Genomic DNA, 23,942 nt, shown 5'->3' on the forward strand with positions numbered 1-23,942 from the left:
CCTGACTGTTATCAAGGAGCGTGCCAGGTTTTGCGAAGCCCCCGGCATGTGGGGGGTAAGCGGATGTTGGAGGCTAAACGCAGGATGTTTGGCCGTGGTTTGGGGGCAAAAGTGCGCAAGAAGTTGCGCAGTACTGCGCAACTTCTTGCGCACTTGGCTGCAGGCCATGAATGGCGTGAGCTGTAGCGATTTTAAGGGCGAAATATTACGAGCATGTGCGCAACTTCTTGCGCATCATGGCGCATTGCCTTGACTGGGCAAAAGCCACCGGTTTGGCAAATGACCGATCCAGCGCCCCTTTCTGCCAATCCGTCACTGGTCAGCCGCACCCCGGCTGCGGGAAAGTCCCCAGCCAGAGCATGCGTTACCGAGCTCAGACAGGCCAAAGGGTTAAAAAGCGTCTTATAAATGAAACAGCGCCCTCGGCTATACTCCCCGCATTTCGAATCAGGCACGAGGAATCACTGTGAAGAACTGGACGTTGCGCCAACGCATTTTGGCGAGCTTTGCGGTGATTATCGCCATCATGTTGCTGATGGTGGTCGTCTCGTATTCACGGCTGTTGAAGATCGAAGCCAGCGAAAACAGCGTGCGTGACGACGCAATTCCCGGTGTTTACTACAGCTCGATGATCCGTGGTGCATGGGTCGATAGTTACTTGCAAACCCAGGAACTGCTCGGGCTGAAGGAAGGGCAGGGCATCAGCAGCGAAGATGCGGCGGACTACAAGGCGTTCGAAAACCGCCTGCAAGAGCAGATGGCCAACTACCGCAAGACCATGGCCACCGATGAGGACCGTACTGAATTCGCGGCCTTCGAGAAGTACCACGATGTCTATATGCAGATTCAGGATCAGGTGCTGAGCCTGCACGGGCGCAATCTGGAAGCCGATGCGGTCAAGTTGTTCAACGAGAAACTGACTCCGGCCTGGTACAGCGGTCGGATGAAACTCAACGACATCATCGGTGAGAACAAGAAAGTCGCCGATCAGGCCATGGCCAACATCGATGATGCGGTGGCTGCGGCGAAGGTCAGTATGTTCATCTCGTTGCTGGTGGCCGTTCTGGCGGCTGGTGCCTGCGGTCTGCTGTTGATGCGCGCGATCATGGCGCCGATGAACCGCATCGTGGAAATCCTCGAAATCATGCGCACCGGCGACTTGAGCAACCGTTTGAACCTCGACCGCAAGGACGAGTTCGGCGCCGTGGAAACCGGCTTCAACGACATGATGACCGAGCTGACCGCGCTGGTGTCCCAGGCACAGCGCTCGTCGGTGCAAGTGACAACCTCGGTGACCGAGATCGCCGCGACTTCCAAGCAACAGCAAGCCACCGCGACTGAAACCGCTGCCACCACCACCGAGATTGGCGCGACATCCCGAGAGATTGCCGCCACTTCGCGGGATCTGGTGCGCACCATGACCGAAGTCTCCACCGCCGCCGATCAGGCTTCGGTGCTCGCCGGCTCCGGCCAGCAAGGCCTGGCGCGCATGGAAGACACCATGCACTCGGTGATGGGCGCAGCCGATCTGGTCAACGCCAAACTGGCGATCCTCAACGAGAAGGCCGGCAACATCAATCAGGTCGTGGTGACCATTGTTAAAGTGGCCGACCAGACCAACCTGCTGTCGCTCAACGCGGCGATCGAGGCCGAGAAGGCCGGTGAATACGGTCGCGGTTTTGCCGTGGTCGCCACCGAAGTGCGGCGTCTGGCGGATCAGACCGCCGTCGCGACCTATGACATCGAACAAATGGTTCGCGAGATCCAGTCGGCCGTGTCGGCGGGCGTGATGGGCATGGATAAGTTCTCCGAAGAAGTGCGTCGCGGCATGTCCGAAGTGCAGCAGGTCGGCGAGCAGCTGTCGCAGATTATCCATCAAGTGCAGGCGCTGGCGCCGCGGGTGTTGATGGTCAACGAAGGCATGCAGGCCCAGGCCACCGGCGCCGAGCAGATCAACCACGCGCTGGTGCAGTTGGGCGACGCCAGCAGCCAGACTGTCGAGTCGTTGCGTCAGGCCAGTTTCGCCATTGACGAACTGAGCCAGGTGGCCGTCGGCCTGCGCAGCGGCGTTTCGCGATTTAAAGTCTGATGAGCGAAATCATCGCCAAACGCAGCGTCGCGCAGGTGGCGAAGAAGGCGTTGTTCCTGCTGTTTCGCATCGGCAGCGAGCGCTATGCCTTGCGCGCCACCGAAGTGGCGGAAGTGCTGCCGCGTCTGCCGTTGAAACCGATTGCCCGTGCACCGCATTGGGTTGCCGGAGTGTTCGCCTATCGTGGCGCGGTGGTGCCGGTGATTGATCTCAGCGCGCTGACGTTTGGCCAGCCTGCCGAGGCACGCACCAGCACGCGTCTGGTGCTGGTTCACTATCGCCCGGACGAAGCACAACCGGCGCAATGGCTCGGGCTGATTCTTGAGCAGGCCACCGACACTTTGCGCTGCGATCCAGAAGATTTTCAGCCCTATGGCCTCGACAACCGTGAAGCACCGTACCTCGGCCCGGTGCGTGAAGATGCGCAAGGGCTGGTGCAATGGGTGCTTGTCAGTGACTTGCTCGATGATTCCGTGCGCGGGTTGCTGTTCCCGAATCCGCCACGGGATTCGGCGCAGCTTGAGGCGCAGTCATGAGCGGCGATCAGCGCTTTTTCGACTTCCTCAAGGAACGTATCGGTCTCGATGTCACGTCGGTGGGGTCTGCGATCATCGAACGGGCGGTGCGTCAGCGCACCACACTTTCGCAGGCCGCCAATGCCGCCGAATACTGGCAACTGCTGCAAGGCTCGCGAGATGAGCAACAGGCACTGATCGAAGCGGTGATCGTACCCGAGACCTGGTTTTTCCGTTACCCGGAATCTTTCGCCACGCTGGGCAAACTGGCGCGCAAGCGCCTCGGCGAGCTGAACAACATGCGCGCCTTGCGCATCCTCAGCCTGCCGTGTTCCACCGGCGAAGAGCCCTATTCAATTGCCATGGCGTTGCTTGATGCAGGACTCAAACCGCATCAGTTCAAAGTCGACGGCATGGACGTTAGCCCGATCTCGGTGGAAAAGGCACGACGCGCGCTGTACGGAAAAAACTCGTTTCGCGGCCAGGATCTGGACTTCCGCGAGCGGCATTTCACGCCTGAGCAGGACGGCCATCGGGTCAACGAAAACGTTCGCGAGCAAGTGCGTTTACAGGTTGGCAACGTGCTTGATCCCGCGTTGTTGGCCAACGAGCCAGCCTTTGATTTTGTGTTCTGCCGCAACCTGCTGATCTATTTCGATCAGCCGACCCAGAAGCAAGTCTTCGAAGTGCTCAAGCGCCTGACCCATGTTGACGGCGTGCTGTTTATCGGCCCGGCCGAGGGCAGTCTGCTCGGGCGGCTGGGCATGCGTTCGATCGGCATCCCGCAGTCGTTTGCGTTCAGTCGCCACAGCGAGCCTGTGCCTGAGCCGCTGCCAATCCCCAAACCCGTTCCGTTGCCCGTCAGCCAACCGCTGCGCAGTGCGCCGCCACCGCCGGTGCGTAATCGGCCGTTTGCCCCGGTGACACCGCTGCCGACCACCAGTAAAAGCGCAAATCCGGATGCGGCGACGCTGCTGGCCAACATCGCCGCGTTGGCCAACGAAGGCAAAAGTGCCGAGGCCCGCGCCGCGTGCGAACAGTATTTGCGCAGCCACGAGCCGGTGGCGCAGGTGTTTTACTGGCTTGGCCTGCTCAGCGATGTCGCCGGCCTGACGCTGGAAGCCCAGGGTTTTTACCGCAAGGCGTTGTACCTCGAACCGCAACATCCCGAAGCGTTGATGCACCTGGCCGCCTTGCTGCAAGCCCAAGGTGACAGCGCCGGTGCCCGACGATTGCAGGAGCGTGCCGCGCGCAGCGGGCGCACCGCCGACAGTGAGCGTAAACGATGATCCCGTCCGACACCTTGAACGTCACCCACGAAGACGCCCGGGCCATCGATGATTGCTGGAATCGCATCGGCATTCACGGCGACAAGTCGTGCCCATTGCTGGAAGAACACATCCATTGCCGCAACTGCTCGGTGTATTCCGCCGCCGCCACACGCCTGCTTGATCGTTATGCCTTACAACAGGACGAGCGCGACCCGGTGGCGATCGCAGTCGAAACCGAGCTGAAAACCCGTTCGCTGCTGATGTTCCGCCTCGGCGAAGAATGGCTGGGACTGGCGACACGCAGTCTGGTTGAAGTCGCGCCGATGCAGGCGATTCACTCGTTGCCGCACCAGCGCTCGCGGGCCTTGCTTGGTGTGGCGAATGTGCGCGGCGCGCTGGTGGCGTGCCTGTCGCTGGTTGAGCTGCTTGATCTGGATGGCAACGCGGCCCCGGCCAACGGCGGGCGGATCATGCCACGCATGCTGATCATCGCCGCCAATGGCGGGCCGGTGGTGGTGCCGGTCGATGAAGTCGACGGCATCCATGCGATTGACGAGCGAATTCTCGATGCCGCCTCGCAATCCGGTGCACAAGCCAGCGCCAAATACACCCGTGGCGTCCTGCAATATCGGGGTCGCAGCCTGCGTTGGCTGGATGAAGAGCAGTTGCTGTCCGCCGTGACCCGGAGCCTCACATGACCCCCGAGCAAATGCGCGACGCTTCGTTGCTGGAGCTGTTCAGCCTCGAGGCCGAAGCCCAGACCCAGGTGCTCAGCACAGGGCTGTTGGCGCTTGAGCGCAACCCGACCCAGGCCGATCACCTCGAATCGTGCATGCGCGCGGCGCACTCGCTCAAAGGCGCGGCGCGGATCGTTGGTATCGACAGCGGCGTCAGCGTCGCCCATGTGATGGAAGATTGTCTGGTCAGTGCGCAGGAGGGGCGGTTGTTGCTGCGCCCGGAACACATCGACGCGTTGTTGCAGGGCACCGATCTGCTGATGCGTATTGCCACGCCCGCGAACGCGCCGCAACCGGCAGACATTGAGGCTTATGTCGCGTTGATGGGGCAACTGCTCGATCCGTCGGCACCGCCAGCGCCGGTCGCCGCGCCAGTCATGGCCGAGTTGCAACTCGAAGCGCCGTCAGTGTCCGCGTCTTCTTTGGAAGTTGCGGTCGAGTCACCCGAGCCGGCTCCACGCAATAACAAACGCACCACCGAAGGCGGCGAGCGCGTGCTGCGCGTCACTGCCGAACGCCTGAACAGCCTGCTCGATCTGTCGAGCAAATCGTTGGTGGAAACCCAGCGCCTCAAGCCGCATCTGGCGACCATGCAGCGCCTCAAACGCATGCAGAACAACGGTCTGCGCGCACTGGAAAACCTCAACGTCCACCTCAAGGAACATGCGTTGAGCCTTGAGGCGCAGGAAGCGCTGGAGGATGCGCGGCGCTTGCTCGCCGAATCCCAGCAACTGCTGATGGAAAAGAACGCCGAACTCGACGAATTCGCCTGGCAGGCCAGCCAGCGCGCGCAAGTGCTCTACGACACGGCTCTGGCCTGTCGCATGCGGCCCTTTGCTGATGTGCTCAGCGGACAGGTGCGCATGGTCCGTGATCTGGGCCGCAGCCTCGGTAAGCAGGTTCGGCTGGAGATTGAAGGCGAGAAGACCCAAGTCGATCGCGACGTGCTGGAAAAACTCGAAGCGCCGCTCACCCATTTGCTGCGCAATGCGGTTGATCACGGTATCGAAACCCCGGAGCAGCGTGTGCTCAAGGGCAAACCCGAGGAAGGTATGATTCGCCTGCGCGCTTCGCACCAGGCGGGGTTGCTGGTGCTGGAGTTGAGCGATGACGGCAATGGCGTCGATCTGGAAAAGGTTCGCCGCAGCATCGTCGAGCGTCAGTTATCCCCCGCCGAAACAGCGGCGCAGTTGAGCGAAGAGGAACTGCTGACTTTTCTTTTCCTGCCCGGGTTCAGCCTGCGCGACAAGGTCACCGAAGTGTCCGGCCGTGGCGTCGGCCTCGATGCAGTGCAGCACATGGTGCGCCAATTGCGTGGTGCGGTGGTGCTGGAGCAGACGGCGGGCGAGGGCAGTCGGTTTCATCTGGAAGTGCCGCTGACGCTGTCGGTGGTGCGCAGTCTGGTAGTAGAAGTCGGCGAAGAGGCTTACGCCTTTCCGCTGGCGCATATCGAGCGCATGTGTGATCTGGCCCCCGAAGACATCGTGCAGGTCGAAGGTCGCCAGCATTTCTGGCACGAAGGCCGGCACGTCGGGCTGGTCGCGGCCAGTCAATTACTCAACCGTCCGGCCAGCCAGAGCAGCGGGGAAACCCTGAAAGTCGTGGTGATTCGCGAGCGTGATGCGATTTACGGTGTGGCGGTCGAACGCTTCATTGGCGAACGCACGCTGGTGGTGTTGCCGCTGGACGAGCGTCTGGGCAAAGTGCAGGACATCTCCGCCGGCGCCCTGCTCGATGACGGCTCGGTGGTGCTGATCGTCGACGTCGAGGACATGCTGCGGTCGGTGGACAAACTGCTCAATACCGGGCGCCTGGAACGCATCGCCCGCCATGGCAATCAAGCGGCAGAAGTGGCGCGCAAACGGGTTCTGGTGGTCGATGACTCGCTGACCGTACGCGAACTGCAACGCAAACTCCTGCTCAATCGCGGCTACGACGTGGCCGTCGCGGTAGATGGCATGGACGGCTGGAACGCGCTGCGTTCGGAGGATTTCGATTTGCTGATCACCGACATCGACATGCCGCGCATGGATGGCATCGAACTGGTCACGCTGTTGCGTCGCGACAACCGTCTGCAATCGCTGCCGGTGATGGTCGTGTCGTACAAGGATCGCGAAGAAGACCGGCGCCGTGGACTTGACGCCGGCGCCGACTATTATTTAGCCAAAGCCAGTTTTCATGACGACGCCCTGCTTGATGCAGTGGTCGAGCTGATCGGAGGAGCGCGGGCATGAAGATTGCGATCGTCAACGACATGCCCATGGCGGTGGAGGCCCTGCGCCGCGCGCTGGCCTTCGAGCCGGCGCATCAGGTGGTCTGGGTCGCTTACAACGGCGCCGAGGCGGTGCGTCTGTGCGCCGAAAATACTCCGGACCTGATTCTGATGGACCTGATCATGCCGGTGATGGACGGCGTCGAGGCTACGCGTCGGATCATGGCGGAAAGTCCATGCGCGATCGTGATCGTCACGGTCGATCGTCAGCAGAACGTGCACCGGGTCTTCGAAGCCATGGGCCACGGCGCGCTGGATGTGGTCGACACACCCGCACTCGGCGCCGGCAATGCTCAGGAAGCGGCAGCGCCACTGCTGCGCAAGATCCTCAACATCGGCTGGCTGATCGGCGAGAAGCCCACGCGATCGCGTCCGGCCCCGGCCCCCCAGCGCAGTTCGGCATCGTGCCAGCGGCTGGTGGCGATCGGTTCGTCCGCGGGCGGGCCGGCGGCGCTGGAAGTGCTGCTCAAAGGTTTGCCGCGCAGTTTTTCTGCGGCCATCGTGCTGGTGCAACACGTTGACCAAGTGTTTGCCGCCGGCATGGCCGAATGGCTGGCCAGCGCCAGCGGCCTGGACGTGCGCCTGGCCCGCGAAGGCGAGCCGCCGCAGGCCGGCGCGGTGCTTCTGGCCGGCACCAATCACCATATTCGATTATTGAAAAACGGCACGCTGGCCTACACCGCCGAACCGGTCAACGAGATCTACCGACCGTCGATCGACGTGTTTTTCGAGAGTGTCGCCAGCTACTGGAACGGCGATGCGGTCGGGGTTTTATTGACCGGGATGGGACGCGACGGAGCGCAAGGGCTTAAGCTCATGCGCCAACAGGGTTACTTGACCATCGCGCAGGACCAGCAAAGCAGTGCCGTGTACGGCATGCCCAAGGCAGCAGCGGCGATCGATGCCGCCGTAGAAATCCGTCCACTGGAAAAGATAGCGCCACGATTGCTGGAGATTTTCCCCAAATGAACCGATTTATCCGCAATCCTGGCCCCCGCAGTACTCAGGTGACCGCCCATGAATGACTTACAGATCGACGACATTAAAACCGACGAAAACGCCGCCATGGTGTTGTTGGTGGACGATCAGGCGATGATCGGCGAAGCCGTGCGCCGTGGGCTGTCGAACGAAGAGAACATCGACTTCCATTTCTGCTCCGACCCGCATCAGGCCATCGCGCAAGCGGTGCGGATCAAGCCGACAGTGATCCTTCAGGATCTGGTGATGCCCGGCCTCGATGGCCTCAGTCTGGTGCGTGAGTACCGCAATCACCCGGCGACCAAGGACATCCCGATCATCGTCCTGTCGACCAAGGAGGACCCGCTGATCAAAAGCGCGGCGTTCTCCGCTGGCGCCAACGACTATCTGGTGAAACTGCCGGACACCATCGAACTGGTCGCGCGCATCCGCTATCACTCGCGCTCCTACATGACCTTGCTGCAGCGTGACGCCGCATATCGCGCGTTGCGGGTCAGTCAGCAGCAGTTGCTCGACACCAACCTGGTGCTGCAACGGCTGATGAACTCCGACGGCCTGACCGGGCTGTCCAATCGCCGCCATTTTGACGAATACCTCGAACTGGAATGGCGCCGTTCGCTGCGTGATCAGAGCCAGCTGTCGTTGCTGATGATCGACGTCGATTATTTCAAGTCGTACAACGACACCTTCGGCCACGTCGAAGGCGACGAGGCGCTGCGCAAGGTCGCCACGGCGATCCGCGACGCCAGTGCGCGGCCGTCGGACTTGCCGGCGCGTTACGGCGGTGAGGAATTTGCCCTGGTGCTGCCGAACACCTCGCCGGGCGGTGCGCGGCTGGTGGCGGAGAAACTGCGCCAGACCGTGGCGGCGCTGAAGATTCCGCACAATACGCCGAGTGAAGGCGCGAGCCTGACGATCAGCATCGGCTTGGCGACGATGGTGCCCGAGTCGGGTAGCGATTGCCGGCTGCTGATTTCGGCGGCGGATCGCGGGTTGTATCTGGCGAAGAACAACGGGCGTAATCAGGTGGGGATCGAATAACCCCCGGGCACCGCACATCCCTGTGGGAGCGAGCCAATGTCAATCGATTCGGCGTAACAGCCGCCAGACGGGCTGCCGTGACAGCTTGATTACGTTATACTCGCCGGCTTTCAAAAGTTCGCCAACGAGTGCTGCCCGTCATGGAAATCAACCCGATCCTGAACACCATCAAGGACCTGTCCGAGCGCTCCGAAACTATTCGGGGGTATCTTTGACTACGATCAAAAGCATGAGCGTCTGACCGAGGTCAATCGCGAGCTTGAAGATCCGAGTGTCTGGAACAAACCTGAATACGCCCAGGAACTGGGCCGCGAGCGCGCTGCGCTGGCGCAGATCGTCGATACCCTCGACGAACTGAACGGCGGTCTGGCCGATTGCCGTGACCTGCTGGACATGGCCGTCGAAGAAAACGACGAAGGCGCAGTGGGCGATGTTGTCGCCGAGCTGGCCCGTCTCGAGGAAAACCTCGCCAAGCTTGAATTCCGTCGCATGTTCAGCCACGAGATGGACCCGAACAACGCGTACCTGGACATCCAGGCCGGCTCCGGCGGCACCGAAGCCCAGGACTGGGCCAACATCCTGCTGCGCATGTACCTGCGCTGGGCTGACAAGCGCGGTTTCGACGCGACCATCATGGAACTGTCCGCCGGTGAAGTCGCCGGGATCAAGGGCGCAACCGTGCACATCAAGGGCGAATACGCCTTTGGCTGGCTGCGGACCGAGATCGGCGTGCACCGTCTGGTGCGCAAGAGCCCGTTCGACTCCGGCAATCGTCGCCACACCTCGTTCTCCGCCGTTTTCGTCTCCCCAGAGATCGACGACAAGGTGGAAATCGAAATCAACCCGGCAGACCTGCGGATCGACACCTATCGTTCCTCCGGTGCCGGTGGTCAGCACGTAAACACCACCGACTCGGCCGTACGTATTACTCACGTACCGACCAACACCGTGGTCAGCTGCCAGAACGAACGTTCCCAGCACGCCAACAAAGACACCGCCATGAAAATGCTGCGGGCCAAGTTGTACGAGCAGGAAATGCAGAAACGCAACGCCGCGTCCCAGGCGCTGGAAGACACCAAGTCCGATATCGGCTGGGGTCACCAGATCCGCTCCTACGTGCTTGATGCCTCGCGGATCAAGGATTTGCGGACCAACATCGAACGCAGCGACTGCGACAAGGTGCTCGATGGCGACATCGATGAATACCTGGAAGCCAGCCTGAAATCGGGGCTGTAAAGCCGTCAGCCCGACCTTAAGTCCCCCGTCAGTGGCGGGGGCAACGAACCTGTGATGGAAAATTTAAAGACATGAGCGACCAACAACTCGATCCGCAAGCCCTGCAACAGGAAGAAAACTCCCTGATCGCCCTGCGCAAGGAAAAGCTTGCTGCCGAGCGCGCCAAGGGCAACGCCTTCCCGAACGACTTCCGCCGTGAAAACTACTGCGAAGAACTGCAGAAGAAATACGCGGACAAGACCAAGGAAGAGCTGGCAGAGGCTGCAATCCCGGTCAAGGTTGCCGGTCGCATCATGCTCAACCGTGGCTCGTTCATGGTGATTCAGGACATGACCGGTCGCATTCAGGTCTACGTCAACCGTAAAACCCTGTCCGAAGAAACCCTGGGCGCGGTGAAAACCTGGGACATGGGCGACATTATTGCCGCCGTTGGCACCCTGGCCCGTTCCGGCAAGGGCGACCTGTACGTTGAAATGACCGACGTGCGCCTGCTGACCAAGTCGCTGCGTCCACTGCCGGACAAGCACCACGGCCTGACCGACACCGAACAGCGCTACCGTCAGCGTTACGTTGACCTGATCGTCAACGAAGAAGTGCGCCAGACCTTCCGCGTGCGTTCGCAAGTGATCGCACACATCCGCAGCTTCCTGATGAAGCGCGACTTCCTCGAAGTCGAAACGCCGATGCTGCAGACGATTCCTGGCGGCGCCGCTGCCAAGCCGTTTGAAACCCACCACAACGCGCTGGACATGGAAATGTTCCTGCGTATCGCGCCAGAGCTGTACCTCAAGCGCCTGGTGGTTGGCGGCTTCGAAAAAGTGTTCGAGATCAACCGCAACTTCCGTAACGAAGGCGTTTCGACTCGTCACAACCCTGAATTCACCATGTTGGAGTTCTACCAGGCCTACGCCGACTACGAAGACAACATGGACCTGACCGAAGAACTGTTCCGTGAACTGGCGCAGCTGGTTCTGGGCAGCACCGACGTGCCTTATGGCGACAAGGTGTTCCACTTCGGCGAGCCGTTCGTGCGTCTTTCGGTGTTCGACTCGATCCTCAAGTACAACCCTGAGCTGACGGCCGATGACCTGAACGACATCGACAAGGCGCGCGCCATCGCCAAGAAGGCTGGCGCCAAGGTGCTGGGCTTCGAAGGTCTGGGCAAGCTGCAGGTGATGATTTTCGAAGAACTGGTCGAGCACAAGCTGGAACAGCCGCACTTCATTACCCAGTACCCGTTCGAAGTGTCGCCATTGGCCCGTCGTAACGATGACAACCCGAACGTCACCGACCGTTTCGAGCTGTTCATCGGTGGCCGCGAAATCGCTAACGCCTACTCCGAGTTGAACGACGCGGAAGACCAGGCCGAGCGCTTCATGGCGCAGGTGGCCGACAAGGACGCCGGCGACGACGAAGCCATGCACTACGACGCCGACTTCGTTCGCGCGCTGGAGTACGGCATGCCGCCAACGGCCGGTGAAGGGATCGGCATCGACCGCCTGGTGATGTTGCTGACCAACTCGCCGTCGATCCGCGATGTGATCCTGTTCCCGCACATGCGACCGCAAGCGTAATCGTTTCAGTTAAAAAGCCGCCTAAAACAGGCGGCTTTTTATTGCCCGTCTGGTACAAATGTATCAATTGGTTAATTTTGAAATAGCAGAGGAAGTCCTGTCGTGATGGTTGCAATCGCTCAAGAAGGTGCAGCGGGTATCGCCACTGCGGTCGCTGAAAGTGTTCAGTACCAGGGCCGCAAGGCCAGCCGACAGGGAAGCGAACAGCGTCGCCAGGACATTCTCGACGCCGCGATGCGTATTGTCGTGCGTGACGGCGTACGCGCTGTACGTCACCGTGCAGTAGCTGCGGAGGCCGGTGTGCCGCTGTCGGCCACCACGTATTACTTCAAGGACATCGATGACCTGCTCACCGATACCTTCGCCCAACATGTCGAACGCAGCGCCGCGTACATGGCCAAGCTGTGGATCAACAATGAAGGCCTGTTGCGCGAGATGGTGGTCAGTGGCGACGGCAGCCCGGAATCGCGCTCGCAACTGGCCGACGATATAGCCCGGCTGATGGCCGACTACGTGCATCGGCAACTGGTCAACCGTCGCGAGCACTTGATGGCAGAGCAGGCCTTCCGTCAGGAAGCGCTGCTCAACCCGCGACTGGCGATTCTGGTGCGCTCCCATCAGCAGATTTTGCTGCAGGGCACCTGCCAGTTGTTTCAGGTCCTGGGCTCGCGTGAACCGCAGCAGGATGCCAAGGTGTTGACGGCGATTATCGGACGGATGGAATATCAGGGCCTGCTCAACGACGCCGAACCTTTGGCCGAAGAGGAGATGCTCGGCATTCTGACGCGGTATATGCATTTGGTATTGGCGTCGGTGTGATCCGCCGCGTTGATCGTTCCTCACGCTGCGCGTGGGAACGATCGATGCAGTCTTCATGGGATTGGTTCATAGGGAGTATTGAATGAAAGCCTGGCGTGGCGTGCTGATCGCCCTGTCGTTCCTGCTGCTCAGTGGCTGTCTGGTGACTTTCAAGGAGCCGCTGCCTGCCAGTGACCCTGCGCCCAAAGGCCTGCTCGGCAAATGGTCGGGCATCAATGCCTGGGGCGAGCCGATGAGCCTTGAGCTGACTCGCGTCGGCAACGACCGCTATCAGGCTGTTACCTACTTCAAGGCCAAACCCCGCGAGCGCGAGGCTTACCCGTTTACCGTCTCGCACCATGGCAGTCGCTGGTATCTGTCGGCGAAAGTGCCGGGGCGGTTCGGCGGCCACTACACCATTGCCGGGTTCGAACTCACCGAGAAACGCGAACTGGTGGTGTACAACCTCGATCTCGAACAGATCAATCAAGCGATCCAGCATAAAGCCCTCGACGGTCAGGCCTTCCAGACCGACGATGGCGACGGCGTGCAGGTCGACAGCAACCTCGACAAGGTCTTTGCTTACCTCGACGATCCGGCCAATTCCGATGTCTTCGTCGAAGCGGTGCGCTATCAGCGCCAGAACAGCGCCAAATAATTCAGTACGTCAGATTTTCTACAGGAGTTTCGGGTGGACGATTACCAGCAGTCGATACGCATATTGTCCGATCGCATTGTGCTGGCGCAGACGCCGATCCGCGTACTTGATGCGGTCAAGTGGGACGAGAACGTGCGCAAGGGCTTCCTCAAGGCCAAGGGCAAGGAAATGCCGGCGGTAGACCGCGACTACTACCTCAACCGGCCGCTGTCATTCGATTCGAGCAAGGTCAAACTGGAGTTTCAGAACATCGAGCGCGACATCACTCGTCAGCTCGGCCAGTTCAACCCGGTCGGCCAGATCATGCGGCGCATGTGCAAGGAATACCGCATGGTGGTGCGCATGCTTGAAGCGCGCGGCACCGAGGATTTCGGCCTGATTTCCCAAGAGCTTTACGGCGCCGCTTCCGATGCGTTTCACGCCGGTGACCCGACCTTGGCTGACCTCGGCCTGATGATGTCTGACTATCTGAACAACATCGATGGCCGTGGCGACCTGAAGGACGAGCCGAAAATCCTCACCGCCAAGGACGCCGTGCACCTGCTGCAAACGCGGCTAAACAAGGTGTTTGGCGAGGCCGAGGAAACCATCCGCGTCTTCGAGTCCGACGGCATCGTCGCCGACGCGGCGGCGGGCGCCGATTACATCAAGATCCGCACCGATGCGATGTTCAACGACCGCGACGTGCGTGCGCTGGAAGTCCATGAAGGTCTGGTACACGTAGGCACCACGCTGAACGGTTTGAACCAGCCAATCTGCACCTTCCTGTCCAAGGGCCCGCCCTCGTCGACGGTGACCCAGGAAGGTCTGGCGATCCTCATGGAAATCATCACGTTTGCCTCCTATCCGAGTCGTCTGCGCAAACTGACCAACCGCACCCGCGCCATTCACATGGTCGAGGAGGGCGCGGACTTCTTGCAGGTGTTCGAGTTCTTCCGCGAACAGGGCTTCGAAATGGCGGAAAGCTACGGCAACGCCAGTCGGGTTTTCCGTGGATCGACGCCGACTGGTCTGCCATTCACCAAAGACTTGTCCTACCTCAAGGGCTTCATCATGGTTTACAACTACATTCAGTTGGCCGTACGTAAGGGCAAGCTTGAGCAGATCCCGCTGTTGTTCTGCGGCAAGACCACGCTGGAGGACATGAGAACGCTGCGCCAGTTGGTGGATGAAGGATTGGTGGTGCCGCCCAAGTATCTGCCAGACCAGTTCCGCGACTTGAACGCGTTGTCGGCGTGGATGTGCTTCTCCAACTTCCTCAACCATTTGAGCCTGGATCGGATCGAAGCGGATTATTCCAACATCCTCTAGGCGAGCGAAAATCTCCTACAGGTTTGATCTGTGTTCCAATCCGAATCTTTTGCGAGGTTTCACCGGATGAGAATCCTCGGCATCTTCTGCCTGCTTCTGAGCCTCGGTGGTTGCAGTTCGCTGTTGTTCTACCCCGAGCCGGGCCAGGTCTTCACCCCGGAAAAAGCCAAGCTCGAATACCGCACCGTCACGCTGATAACGGCGGACGGATTGAAGCTCAACGCTTGGTGGCTCCCCGCCAAACCGGGTGTGGAGGTCAAAGGCACGGTTCTGCACCTGCACGGCAACGGTGGCAACCTGCCGATGCACCTGGGCGGGAGTTGGTGGCTGCCGAAAAACGGCTATCAAGTGTTGCTGGTGGACTATCGCGGTTATGGATTGTCCGAAGGCGAACCGAGCCTGCCGGCGATCTATCAGGACATCGACGCCGCATTCGCCTGGCTGGACAAGGCGCCCGAAGTCAAAGGCAAGCCGCTGATCGTGCTCGGTCAGAGCCTCGGTGGTTCGATGGCCGTGCATTGGCTGGCGCAGCATCCGCAGCGGCAGAAACAACTCAAAGCCTTGGTGCTCGACGGTGTGCCCGCCAGTTACCGCAGCGTCGGCCAATATGCCCTCAGCACGTCGTGGCTGACCTGGCCCTTCCAGGTGCCGCTGTCGTGGCTGGTGCCGGATGGCGACAGCGCGATCAATTCGATGCCGCAGCTCAACGGCGTGCCGAAACTGATTTTCCACAGCATCGACGACCCGCTGGTGCCAATGTCCAACGGCATCCGTCTGTATCAAGCTGCGCCACCGCCGCGCGTCCTGCAACTGACCCGAGGCGGCCATGTGCAGACCTTCGGCGATCCGGTGTGGCGTCAAGTCATGCTGCGCTATCTCGACGACCCCGAGCATTTCAACGGCCTGCGCCGCCTCGGCGAAATCCCGAATTACCCGCAACCCCCGAATTCTGAAGATGAGAGTCCGCAATGACTGAAGAACGCAACGCCATCCCGCTGATCATCACTGGTATCTGCAGCATCCTCGGCACCGTCGGTGCCCTGTGGTACTACGGCTACCTGCACTTCGCCAAACCCGAGGATGCGTTGCTGCTCAACGAATTCACCATGCTCAAGACCGTGCCAGGGGAGGATTACAAAATCTCATTGAACCCTGCGCCGCAGGTGGCGCAGTGCATTGATGGCGTGCTGGTGCTGTTTGATACCGAGCAGAAGGGATTGACCGGTGTGTTGATCAACGCACAGAAGAAGGCTGTGCGGTGCATGGGCGAAGAGACGCCGCAGAAACTGGAACCTTAAAAGCAAAAAGATCGCAGCCTTCGGCAGCTCCTACAGGGAACGCATTCCAATGCAGGAACTGCTGAAGGCTGCGATCTTTTGATCTTAAAAAGCCCCGCCTGATCACTCAGGCGGGGCTTTTGCGTTACTGCCTACAGCTTAGTTCGAGCTGACAGCCGAACGTGGCATCACAGGCTGGTTGTCGTTGGAAATGGTCACTTCCACACGACGGTTCATCGCACGGCCCGAGACGCTGCCGTTATCGGCAACCGGGTATTCCTTGCCGTAACCCTGAACCACGATGCGCGAAGGATCTACGCCCATTTTGATCAGTGCTACCTGTACTGACGTCGCACGACGCTCGGACAGCGACTGGTTGTAGTTCGTTGCGCCAGTGCTGTCGGTATAGCCTTCGACGATCACTTTGCGATCAGGGTTTTCCTGAAGGAATTGCGCCAGTTTGTTGATGTTTACCAGACCGCTGGATTTCAGGTCAGCCTTATTGGTAGCGAACAACACGTCACCGAAAGTCACCAGCGTACCGCGATCGGTTTGCTTGGCATTCAGGCTGTCTTGCAGCTGTTTGATCTGCTGGTCGCGAGCATCCAGACGCGCCTGGGCACGTTGGGCGGCGGCGTTCTTCAGGTTGTTTTCAGCGGTACGCAAGGCGATGGTCTGCTTGGCCACTTCCACACGCTGGTTGGTCAGGTAAGCCAGTTGGTCAACCTTGGCTGCGTCTTGCTTGTCCAGGTAAGCCTTGTCGGCCTTGTCCAGGTAATCGCTGGCGTCTTTGGTTTCCAGCGCTGCTACTTTGCTCGCCTGCGGGTTGGCTTGCAGGCCGGCGTAGTTGGTACGCGCCTGTTCCAGGTTCGGGTTAGGCGGGGTGGAGCAGGCAGCCAGGGCAACGCTTGCGGCCAGAAGAGCGGGGATCATCAGTTGCTTACGCATAATTTGTCGTCCTTTCTATCGATAAGAGTTTCAGCTTTGCGGTCGGGATGCGCGCTTACTTCACTGGGCGCTGACTTTCCTGACGCAGTTCCTGAACACCTTTCTGGGAATCCTTCACAGCCAGTTCGGCCTTGGCGGCTTGAGCCTTGCGTTCCGCTACACGAGCGTCCCATTCGGCTTGCTCGGACAGGCGACGAGCATCGTCATACTTCTTGTCGTGCATGGCGATTTCGGCTTCTTTCAGCTTGTCCTGCGCTTGCTTCATCTCAACGGCAGCGAACTCGGTACCGCCGGCGCTGACCGCGCTGTTGACCGCAGACTGGGTCACGGCGTACTGCTCGGTCGGTGGATTACCAGCGCAACCGGCCAGTACGAAGCTGGTGCCGATTGCCAGGGCGGCCAGTTTCAGACCGCGCAGGTGGGTAAACGAGGTTTGGTTTTTCATGGTCTTCAACTCCATTAGGCATCTCCTGAAAACAACTAAATCCATCCTGGTCGAGGAGCCGTAAGCGTCGTATGAAAGCGCGTTTTTGAAACGCTCGTTCCAGGCGTGGTTACAGGTTCCGACCGGCGGCGTTTTTCAAAAGTTCAGAAAAGATGGCCTATCGCCAAAAAAAACTTTGACCGAATGGACAATGGCTCTAAAGCGGGAACTTTGGCGGTGTGGAGTGGTACGCGCGGGGGAGTACGACGCAGTTCTGGAGGAAAAATACAGTCCCTGTGGTAGCGGGTTTGCCCGCGATGAGGCCGTCAAATTCAACACATCTGTAACTGAACTGACGCCATCGCGGGCAAGCCCGCTCCCACAGGTTTTTCCGTGCTCATTCAGTGTTTCTGCTTGCCTTCAGCAGACGACAAATCATGCAAATGCCGCCGCGACAGCGCAAGAAAACGCGGTGTCGGCCCGACGTCTTCATACAACGGATCACCTTCCTCATCCGTGGCCACCACGGTCGAGCCTTTCACATACGGCAGGCTCGCTTCGAACTCTTCAAGCGCGGCACCGATCAGTTCGCCGAGCAGTTCTTCGGCATGCCGCTTGGGGTACATCTCGGCAATCGCCGCCAGGCGCGCGGCGGCCTCGACGTCCAGATGAATCGTGTAGCCAGTGTCGGTCAGTCGACCTTTGGCGTTTTCTTCCCAATGCTGGGCGAGTTCACGGATTTTCATGATGACCTCATTTCGCGCCTGCGGGTGGCAGGCCTGGGTGAGTGTCCGGCGTAGCCGGCGGCAAGCCGTTGTACGGCTTACTGTTGAGACTAGCTTTCGCCCACAAGGTTTAAAGTCCCTTCGTCGCCTGCTTGTAAGAAGCGCCGTAGAGCGGCACTCTCTAGGTCATGCACTCGTTTCTAAGCCGCCCGGATGAACGCTGGAGAACCGCTGATGACCGATATTGATGCACGCTTGCGCGAGGATGTTCACCTGCTCGGAGAGCTGTTGGGCAACACCATTCGAGACCAGTACGGCGAAGGGTTTCTCGACAAGATCGAGCAAATCCGCAAGGGCGCCAAGGCCGACCGCCGTGGCTCGATGGACGCCGAACTGAGCGCCAGCCTCAATCAATTGAGTGAAGACGAATTGCTTCCGGTGGCGCGGGCGTTCAACCAGTTTCTCAACCTGGCGAACATCGCCGAGCAGTATCAGTTGATCCATCGTCGCGAGGCGTCGCAGCCCGCGCCGTTCGAATCCCGCGTGTTGCCGGAACTGCTGGCGCGCCTGCGCAACGAGGGCCACAGCGCCGAGTCGCTGGCGCGGCAACTGGCGCGGCTGGAAATCGAACTGGTACTGACCGCACATCCGACCGAAGTAGCCCGGCGCACGCTGATCCAGAAGTACGATGCCATCGCTGCGCAACTCGCGGCGCAAGATCATCGCGATCTGACCAGCGCCGAGCGCGAACAGATCCAGAGCACCCTGCAACGCCTGATCGCCGAAGCCTGGCACACCGAAGAAATCCGCCGCACCCGGCCAACTCCGGTCGATGAAGCCAAGTGGGGTTTCGCGGTGATCGAACATTCGCTTTGGCAGGCAATTCCCAATCACATGCGCAAGGCCGATCAGGCGCTACACGCCGCGACTGGTCTGCGTCTGCCGCTGGAAGCCGCGCCGATTCGCTTCGCCTCATGGATGGGCGGCGACCGTGACGGCAACCCCAACGTCACCGCCGCAGTGACCCGCGAAGTGTTGCTGCTGGCGCGCTGGATGGCTGCCGATTTGTACCTGCGCGATGTTGATCATCTGGCTGCCGAATTGTCGATGCAGCAGGCCAGCGACGCGCTCAAAGCAAAGGCCGGCGACAGCGCCGAACCTTATCGTGCGGTGCTCAAGCAATTGCGCGAACGCCTGCGCGCTACGCGCAATTGGGCGCATGCCTCCCTGACGGCCAGCACGCCAGCCCCTGCTGATGTACTCATCAACAATCGCGATCTGCTCGATCCGCTGGAGCTGTGCTTCAACTCGCTGCACGAATGCGGCATGGGCGTAATCGCTGATGGTCCGTTGCTCGATTGTCTGCGTCGGGCAGTGACGTTCGGCCTGTTTCTGGTACGCCTCGATGTGCGTCAGGATTCTTCGCGGCACAGCGCGGCGATGACGGAAATCACCGATTACCTGGGCCTCGGTCGCTATGAAGACTGGGATGAGGATGCGCGAATCGCTTTCCTGACCCGCGAACTGGCTAATCGTCGCCCGTTGTTGCCGGCGCATTTCAAGCCATCCGCCGACACCGCCGAAGTGCTCAACACCTGCAAGGAAATCGCCGCAGCCCCAGGCGCATCGCTGGGTTCCTACGTGATCTCCATGGCGGGCGCCGCTTCCGACGTGCTCGCGGTGCAACTGCTGCTTAAAGAGTGCGGTGTGTTGCGACCGATGCGCGTGGTGCCGCTGTTCGAAACCCTCGCCGACCTCGACAACGCCGGGCCGGTGATCGAGCGACTGTTGCTGTTGCCGGGTTACCGCGCGCGGCTGCAAGGCCCGCAGGAAGTAATGATTGGCTACTCCGACTCGGCCAAGGACGCTGGCACCACGGCGGCAGCCTGGGCGCAATACCGCGCGCAGGAACGGCTGGTGGAAATCTGTCGCGAGCAGCAAGTCGAACTGCTGTTGTTCCATGGTCGCGGTGGCACCGTGGGCCGTGGCGGCGGCCCGGCTCACGCGGCGATTCTGTCGCAACCACCGGGCTCGGTGGCGGGACGCTTCCGTACTACCGAGCAAGGGGAAATGATTCGTTTCAAATTCGGCCTGCCGGACATCGCCGAGCAGAATCTCAATCTGTACCTCGCCGCTGTGCTTGAGGCGACGTTGTTGCCACCACCGCCACCGACGCCGGAGTGGCGTCATCTGATGGACGAATTGGCCGCTGACGGTGTCAGCGCTTACCGCCAAGTGGTGCGAGAAAACCCGCAATTCGTCGAGTATTTCCGCCAATCAACGCCGGAGCAGGAGTTGGGCCGTTTGCCACTGGGCAGCCGCCCGGCCAAGCGCCGTGCCGGTGGCATCGAAAGCCTGCGGGCGATCCCGTGGATTTTCGGCTGGACGCAAACCCGGTTGATGCTGCCGGCCTGGCTTGGTTGGGAATCGGCGTTGAGCAAGGCGCTGGAGCGTGGCGAAGGCGAGTTGCTGGGGCAGATGCGCGAGCAATGGCCGTTCTTCCGCACGCGCATCGACATGCTGGAAATGGTCCTGGCCAAAGCTGACGCTGACATCGCTTTGTCTTACGACGAGCGTTTGGTCGAACCAGACCTGCTGCCGTTGGGCGCGCACTTACGCGACCTATTGTCGCAGGCGTGCTCGGTGGTACTCGGCTTGACCGGTCAGTCGCAACTGCTGGCACATAGCCCGGACACCCTGGAATTCATTCGCCTGCGCAATACCTACCTCGACCCGCTTCATCTATTGCAGGCGGAACTGTTGGCCCGCTCGCGGCAGCAGAATGTCGAGCAGGGCAGCCCGGTGGAGCAGGCGCTGCTGGTGTCTGTGGCGGGGATTGCCGCCGGTTTGCGCAATACCGGCTAAAGTTTTCTGCGCGGTGTGTGGCATCCGGCGTGAGTGTCGGGTGCTGCTCGGCCAGACGGGGAAAAGTGTGGTCAGGCGACAGTTAATGATGGGGTTGCGACTTGGTGCACCGCGTCGCAAGGTCGCCGCTAGCGCGGGTTTCTCCGACTTTTGGCGTCTTGTGTGGGCGCAGCCTGCTGTGTATCTTGATCAGCCTTTGGCCGTTTCTGCGGCCACGACCCGTATTTTTCAGGATTCGTCCAAAGTGGCGAATCCTTTGTTTTGTAAAAGCTTTTTATAAAAAAATTGAGGAGCACATCTAATGCGCGTCATTCTGCTGGGAGCTCCCGGGGCCGGTAAAGGTACTCAGGCTAAGTTCATCACCGAAAAATTCGGCATTCCACAAATCTCCACCGGCGACATGCTGCGTGCAGCGGTCAAGGCCGGCACTCCGCTGGGCGTTCAAGCCAAGAGCATCATGGATGCCGGCGGCCTGGTGTCGGATGACCTGATCATCGCGCTGGTCAAGGATCGTATCGCGCAACCTGACTGCGCCAACGGCTTCCTGTTCGACGGCTTCCCGCGCACCATTCCGCAGGCTGAAGCCCTGGTTACTGCCGGTGTCGAACTGGACGCTGTAGTCGAGATCGCCGTTGACGACGAAGAAATCGTTCAGCGTATCGCCGGTCGCCGTGTTCACGAAGCCAGCGGCCGCGTTTACCACGTCGTCTACAACCCGCCAAAACTGGCCGGTAAAGACGACATCACCGGTGAAGAACTGGTACAGCGCAAAGATGACACTGAAGAAACCGTGCGTCATCGCCTGTCGGTCTATCATTCGCAGACCAAGCCGCTGGTGGCTTTCTACGAGAAGCTCTCGGCTGCCAACGGCAAGCCGAAGTGCAGCCATATCCAAGGCGTTGGTTCGGTAGAAGCAATCACCGCCAAGGTGCTTGAAGCGCTGAGCTGAAAAGTCTGATCCGCTGCATCATCCTCGGCCCGCTTGCGGGCCGTAGTTGTTTATACTGACGCACTTTTTCCCCCACCTGTTTTGGAAACATCGATGAGCACCTTGCTGGCCCTGGACACCGCGACTGAAGCTTGCTCCGTTGCCTTGCTGCATGACGGCAAGGTCACGAGCCATTACGAGGTGATCCCGCGCCTGCACGCGCAAAAGCTGCTGCCGATGATCCAGCAACTGCTGGCTGACGCCGGCACCACGTTGCAAGCGGTGGATGCCATCGCGTTCGGTCGCGGGCCGGGGGCGTTTACCGGCGTGCGGATCGCCATCGGCGTGGTGCAGGGGTTGGCGTTCGCGCTGGATCGGCCGGTGTTGCCGGTGTCCAACCTGGCCGTGTTGGCGCAGCGTGCGTTTCGTGAGCATGGCGTGAGCCAGGTGGCAGCCGCCATCGATGCACGGATGGACGAGGTGTATTGGGGCTGCTACCGCGAGACAGCGGGGGAGATGCGCCTTGCCGGTGTCGAGGCGGTGCTGCCACCGGAAGTCGCGGCGCTGCCGGCCGATGCCAGCGGCGACTGGTTCGGTGCAGGCACCGGTTGGGGGTACGGCGAGCGCATCGCGGTCAATCTGACGGGTTCCGACGCCGGCATGCTGCCACATGCCGAAGACCTGCTGACCTTGGCGCGCTTCGCCTGGGAACGCGGTGAGTCGATCCCGGCCGATGATGCTCAGCCGGTTTACCTGCGTGACAAAGTGGCCACCCCCAAAGCCCGCTGACTTTTTATCAGGAGGGTTTTTTGTGGTGAGGGGATTTATCCCCGACCGGTTGCGCAGCAGCTGTTAATCCTGATCGTGCGGTTTCACTGGAAAAATGCAGAGGAGCGCTGCGCACTCCATCGGGGATAAATCCCCTCGCCACAAAGGCCTCTCCTGCTCAGCGGCTTATTCCAGACTCTGCCAATCGTCAGTTTCCAGCCCCCCGCTTTAAACCTTTTGCGCTTTATGTGTTCTAGTTATCACTCGGCAGTTTGCTAAGTCGGTCAAGTGCCGCTAAATTGCCATCATCGATACCGAGCATGAATTTATGCGTATAGACGGCCTTTCCTCTCAGTCCTACCCCATCAAGCGCAAGCCTCGCAAAGGCAATGTCGCGCTGGATGAATCCGTCGACGATATCGACGGCGAGCTGGAATTCCCGACCGAAGAGCAACTGGCTGCCCGCGCAGCCAAAGCCTCTGCACAACGCCTGAGCAACCTGCCTGCCCGTCAGCAAGACATGATCTACCACCGTGCGATGAAGAAGAGTGTGGCGATGGCGCTGGCCAGCTACCTCAGCACTGCCGGTTTTGTTGATTGGGATGCGGACGTGCTGGGCCTCGATCTGTATATCTGATGGCTCTGCCTTACTACCTCGGTTGCCCGTCCTGGAGCGAAAACGCCTGGCGCGAGTATCTGTATCCGGTAGACGCCAAAACTTCTGACTTCCTCGGCCTCTACTGCCAGGTGTTCAACGCCGTGGAAGGCAACACGACCTTCTATGCCAGCCCTTCGCCTGCCACCGTGCAGCGTTGGGCCGAGATCATGCCTGCGCATTTTCGCTTCACGGCCAAGTTCCCCGGTGACATCAGCCATAGCGGTGACTTGCGCGAGCAACTGACCGCCGCCGAAACTTTCCTCCAGTTACTCAAACCCCTCGGCGAGCGTGTCGCGCCGTTGTGGCTGCAACTGTCGAAAAGCTTCACGCCGCATCGGTTGCCGGAACTGGCGGCGTTCATCGATGCGCTGGACTGCCCCCTGGCGGTGGAAGTGCGCCACGAACAGTTCTTTGCCAAGGGTGAGAGCGAGCGGCTGCTCAACCGGTTGTTGCTGGATCGAGGTGTCGAGCGCATCTGTCTCGACCCGCGTGCGCTGTTCAGCTGTCTGTCGACCGAGTCTTCGGTGATTCACGCGCAATCGAAAAAGCCTCGGGTGCCGACGCGTCCGGCGGCGTTCACGCAGTTCCCGCAAGTGCGCTTCATTGGCCATCCCGAGCTTGAGGCCAACGATTCGTTCCTCGTGCCATGGGTAGCGAAAATCGCCGAGTGGATCGAAGAGGGCCGCACCCCGTATATCTTCCTGCATACCGCTGACAACCTGTTGGCGGCGAAGCTGGCGCAACGTTTTCATGCACAACTGATGCAACGTTTGCCTGGCCTGCCATCTCTGCCTGAGCTATACAGAGAGCCCGCCGCGGAGCAGCTTGGCTTGCTCTGAGGCGCACTCGTTTTCCTGCATCGGAGCCTG

At 60.3% G+C, this 23,942-nt stretch carries 22 protein-coding genes; 19 read left to right on the forward strand and 3 right to left on the reverse strand.

Annotation, left to right across the window (positions count from 1 at the left end; genetic code table 11):
* Positions 1-466: 466 nt before the first annotated feature.
* The 14 genes from ACA043_RS05345 (at position 467) to ACA043_RS05410 (ending at position 15,778) form a co-directional block, all read left to right on the forward strand.
* A complete protein-coding gene (locus ACA043_RS05345) occupies positions 467-2,089 on the forward strand; it encodes a methyl-accepting chemotaxis protein (protein ID WP_489880845.1) in 1,623 nt (540 codons plus the stop codon).
* A complete protein-coding gene (locus ACA043_RS05350; protein WP_401272103.1) occupies positions 2,089-2,625 on the forward strand; it encodes a chemotaxis protein CheW in 537 nt (178 codons plus the stop codon). Before ACA043_RS05345 ends, ACA043_RS05350 begins: the two co-directional genes overlap by 1 nt.
* Positions 2,622-3,893 (forward strand): CheR family methyltransferase, encoded by a 1,272-nt coding sequence (locus ACA043_RS05355; protein WP_497658747.1) that lies wholly within the window; start codon positions 2,622-2,624, stop codon positions 3,891-3,893. Before ACA043_RS05350 ends, ACA043_RS05355 begins: the two co-directional genes overlap by 4 nt.
* The gene (locus tag ACA043_RS05360) at positions 3,890-4,573 is read left to right on the forward strand and encodes a chemotaxis protein CheW (RefSeq protein ID WP_305441605.1); all 684 of its coding nucleotides are present in this window, start codon (positions 3,890-3,892) and stop codon (positions 4,571-4,573) included. The genes ACA043_RS05355 and ACA043_RS05360 overlap by 4 nt, the downstream gene beginning before the upstream one ends.
* Positions 4,570-6,846, forward strand: coding sequence for a hybrid sensor histidine kinase/response regulator (locus ACA043_RS05365; protein ID WP_497658748.1), 2,277 nt, complete (start codon positions 4,570-4,572; stop codon positions 6,844-6,846). Before ACA043_RS05360 ends, ACA043_RS05365 begins: the two co-directional genes overlap by 4 nt.
* The gene (locus ACA043_RS05370; RefSeq protein WP_401272107.1) at positions 6,843-7,853 is read left to right on the forward strand and encodes a chemotaxis response regulator protein-glutamate methylesterase; all 1,011 of its coding nucleotides are present in this window, start codon (positions 6,843-6,845) and stop codon (positions 7,851-7,853) included. Before ACA043_RS05365 ends, ACA043_RS05370 begins: the two co-directional genes overlap by 4 nt.
* 48 nt (positions 7,854-7,901) lie before the next feature.
* Positions 7,902-8,903, forward strand: coding sequence for a diguanylate cyclase domain-containing protein (locus tag ACA043_RS05375; RefSeq protein ID WP_497658749.1), 1,002 nt, complete (start codon positions 7,902-7,904; stop codon positions 8,901-8,903).
* Positions 8,904-9,043: 140 nt separating this feature from the next.
* Positions 9,044-10,139 (forward strand): peptide chain release factor 2 gene (gene prfB / locus ACA043_RS05380; RefSeq protein WP_099758102.1). Its coding sequence is split into 2 segments (ribosomal slippage): positions 9,044-9,115 and positions 9,117-10,139, totalling 1,095 coding nucleotides; the frame shifts between segments, so codons are not numbered across the junction.
* A 71-nt stretch (positions 10,140-10,210) separates the two neighbouring features.
* Positions 10,211-11,713: a lysine--tRNA ligase gene (gene lysS / locus ACA043_RS05385; protein WP_489880849.1), complete on the forward strand. Its 1,503-nt coding sequence runs from the start codon at positions 10,211-10,213 to the stop codon at positions 11,711-11,713.
* Positions 11,714-11,818: 105 nt separating this feature from the next.
* A complete protein-coding gene (locus tag ACA043_RS05390) occupies positions 11,819-12,532 on the forward strand; it encodes a TetR/AcrR family transcriptional regulator (RefSeq protein ID WP_187680886.1) in 714 nt (237 codons plus the stop codon).
* Between the two features lie 82 nt (positions 12,533-12,614).
* Positions 12,615-13,169, forward strand: a complete 555-nt coding sequence (locus tag ACA043_RS05395; RefSeq protein WP_497658750.1) for a hypothetical protein — start codon at positions 12,615-12,617, stop codon at positions 13,167-13,169.
* 33 nt (positions 13,170-13,202) lie between these two features.
* Complete coding sequence (locus ACA043_RS05400) at positions 13,203-14,480, forward strand: flavohemoglobin expression-modulating QEGLA motif protein (protein ID WP_187680881.1); 1,278 nt, start codon at positions 13,203-13,205, stop codon at positions 14,478-14,480.
* A 66-nt stretch (positions 14,481-14,546) separates the two neighbouring features.
* The gene (locus ACA043_RS05405) at positions 14,547-15,452 is read left to right on the forward strand and encodes an alpha/beta hydrolase (protein WP_489880852.1); all 906 of its coding nucleotides are present in this window, start codon (positions 14,547-14,549) and stop codon (positions 15,450-15,452) included.
* Positions 15,449-15,778: a PA3694 family proteiin gene (locus ACA043_RS05410; protein WP_187680879.1), complete on the forward strand. Its 330-nt coding sequence runs from the start codon at positions 15,449-15,451 to the stop codon at positions 15,776-15,778. Before ACA043_RS05405 ends, ACA043_RS05410 begins: the two co-directional genes overlap by 4 nt.
* A 138-nt stretch (positions 15,779-15,916) precedes the next feature.
* Here the strand turns inward: ACA043_RS05410 and lptF are convergent, their stop codons facing one another.
* From lptF to ACA043_RS05425, 3 genes are all read right to left on the reverse strand, one after another.
* Positions 15,917-16,705: a lipotoxin F family OmpA-related lipoprotein LptF gene (gene lptF, locus ACA043_RS05415; RefSeq protein WP_187680878.1), complete on the reverse strand. Its 789-nt coding sequence runs from the start codon at positions 16,703-16,705 to the stop codon at positions 15,917-15,919.
* 55 nt (positions 16,706-16,760) lie between these two features.
* Positions 16,761-17,165 (reverse strand): DUF4398 domain-containing protein, encoded by a 405-nt coding sequence (locus ACA043_RS05420; RefSeq protein ID WP_497658751.1) that lies wholly within the window; start codon positions 17,163-17,165, stop codon positions 16,761-16,763.
* A 365-nt stretch (positions 17,166-17,530) separates the two neighbouring features.
* The gene (locus tag ACA043_RS05425; RefSeq protein ID WP_187680876.1) at positions 17,531-17,875 is read right to left on the reverse strand and encodes a pilin assembly protein; all 345 of its coding nucleotides are present in this window, start codon (positions 17,873-17,875) and stop codon (positions 17,531-17,533) included.
* A 213-nt stretch (positions 17,876-18,088) separates the two neighbouring features.
* On the opposite strand from ACA043_RS05425, the gene ppc reads away from it, so the two are divergent.
* The 5 genes from ppc (at position 18,089) to ACA043_RS05450 (ending at position 23,912) form a co-directional block, all read left to right on the forward strand.
* Entirely contained in the window at positions 18,089-20,719 is a 2,631-nt protein-coding gene (ppc, locus tag ACA043_RS05430; RefSeq protein ID WP_401270612.1) for a phosphoenolpyruvate carboxylase, read from the forward strand.
* A gap of 301 nt (positions 20,720-21,020) precedes the next feature.
* A complete protein-coding gene (gene adk / locus ACA043_RS05435) occupies positions 21,021-21,668 on the forward strand; it encodes an adenylate kinase (protein ID WP_187680874.1) in 648 nt (215 codons plus the stop codon).
* 93 nt (positions 21,669-21,761) lie between these two features.
* Positions 21,762-22,436: a tRNA (adenosine(37)-N6)-threonylcarbamoyltransferase complex dimerization subunit type 1 TsaB gene (gene tsaB, locus ACA043_RS05440; RefSeq protein WP_305441618.1), complete on the forward strand. Its 675-nt coding sequence runs from the start codon at positions 21,762-21,764 to the stop codon at positions 22,434-22,436.
* A gap of 307 nt (positions 22,437-22,743) precedes the next feature.
* The gene (locus ACA043_RS05445) at positions 22,744-23,052 is read left to right on the forward strand and encodes a hypothetical protein (RefSeq protein WP_007908889.1); all 309 of its coding nucleotides are present in this window, start codon (positions 22,744-22,746) and stop codon (positions 23,050-23,052) included.
* Entirely contained in the window at positions 23,052-23,912 is an 861-nt protein-coding gene (locus ACA043_RS05450) for a DUF72 domain-containing protein (protein WP_187680872.1), read from the forward strand. The genes ACA043_RS05445 and ACA043_RS05450 overlap by 1 nt, the downstream gene beginning before the upstream one ends.
* The last annotated feature ends 30 nt before the right edge of the window (positions 23,913-23,942 follow it).

Source organism: Pseudomonas sp. LBUM1648 (assembly GCF_059716145.1).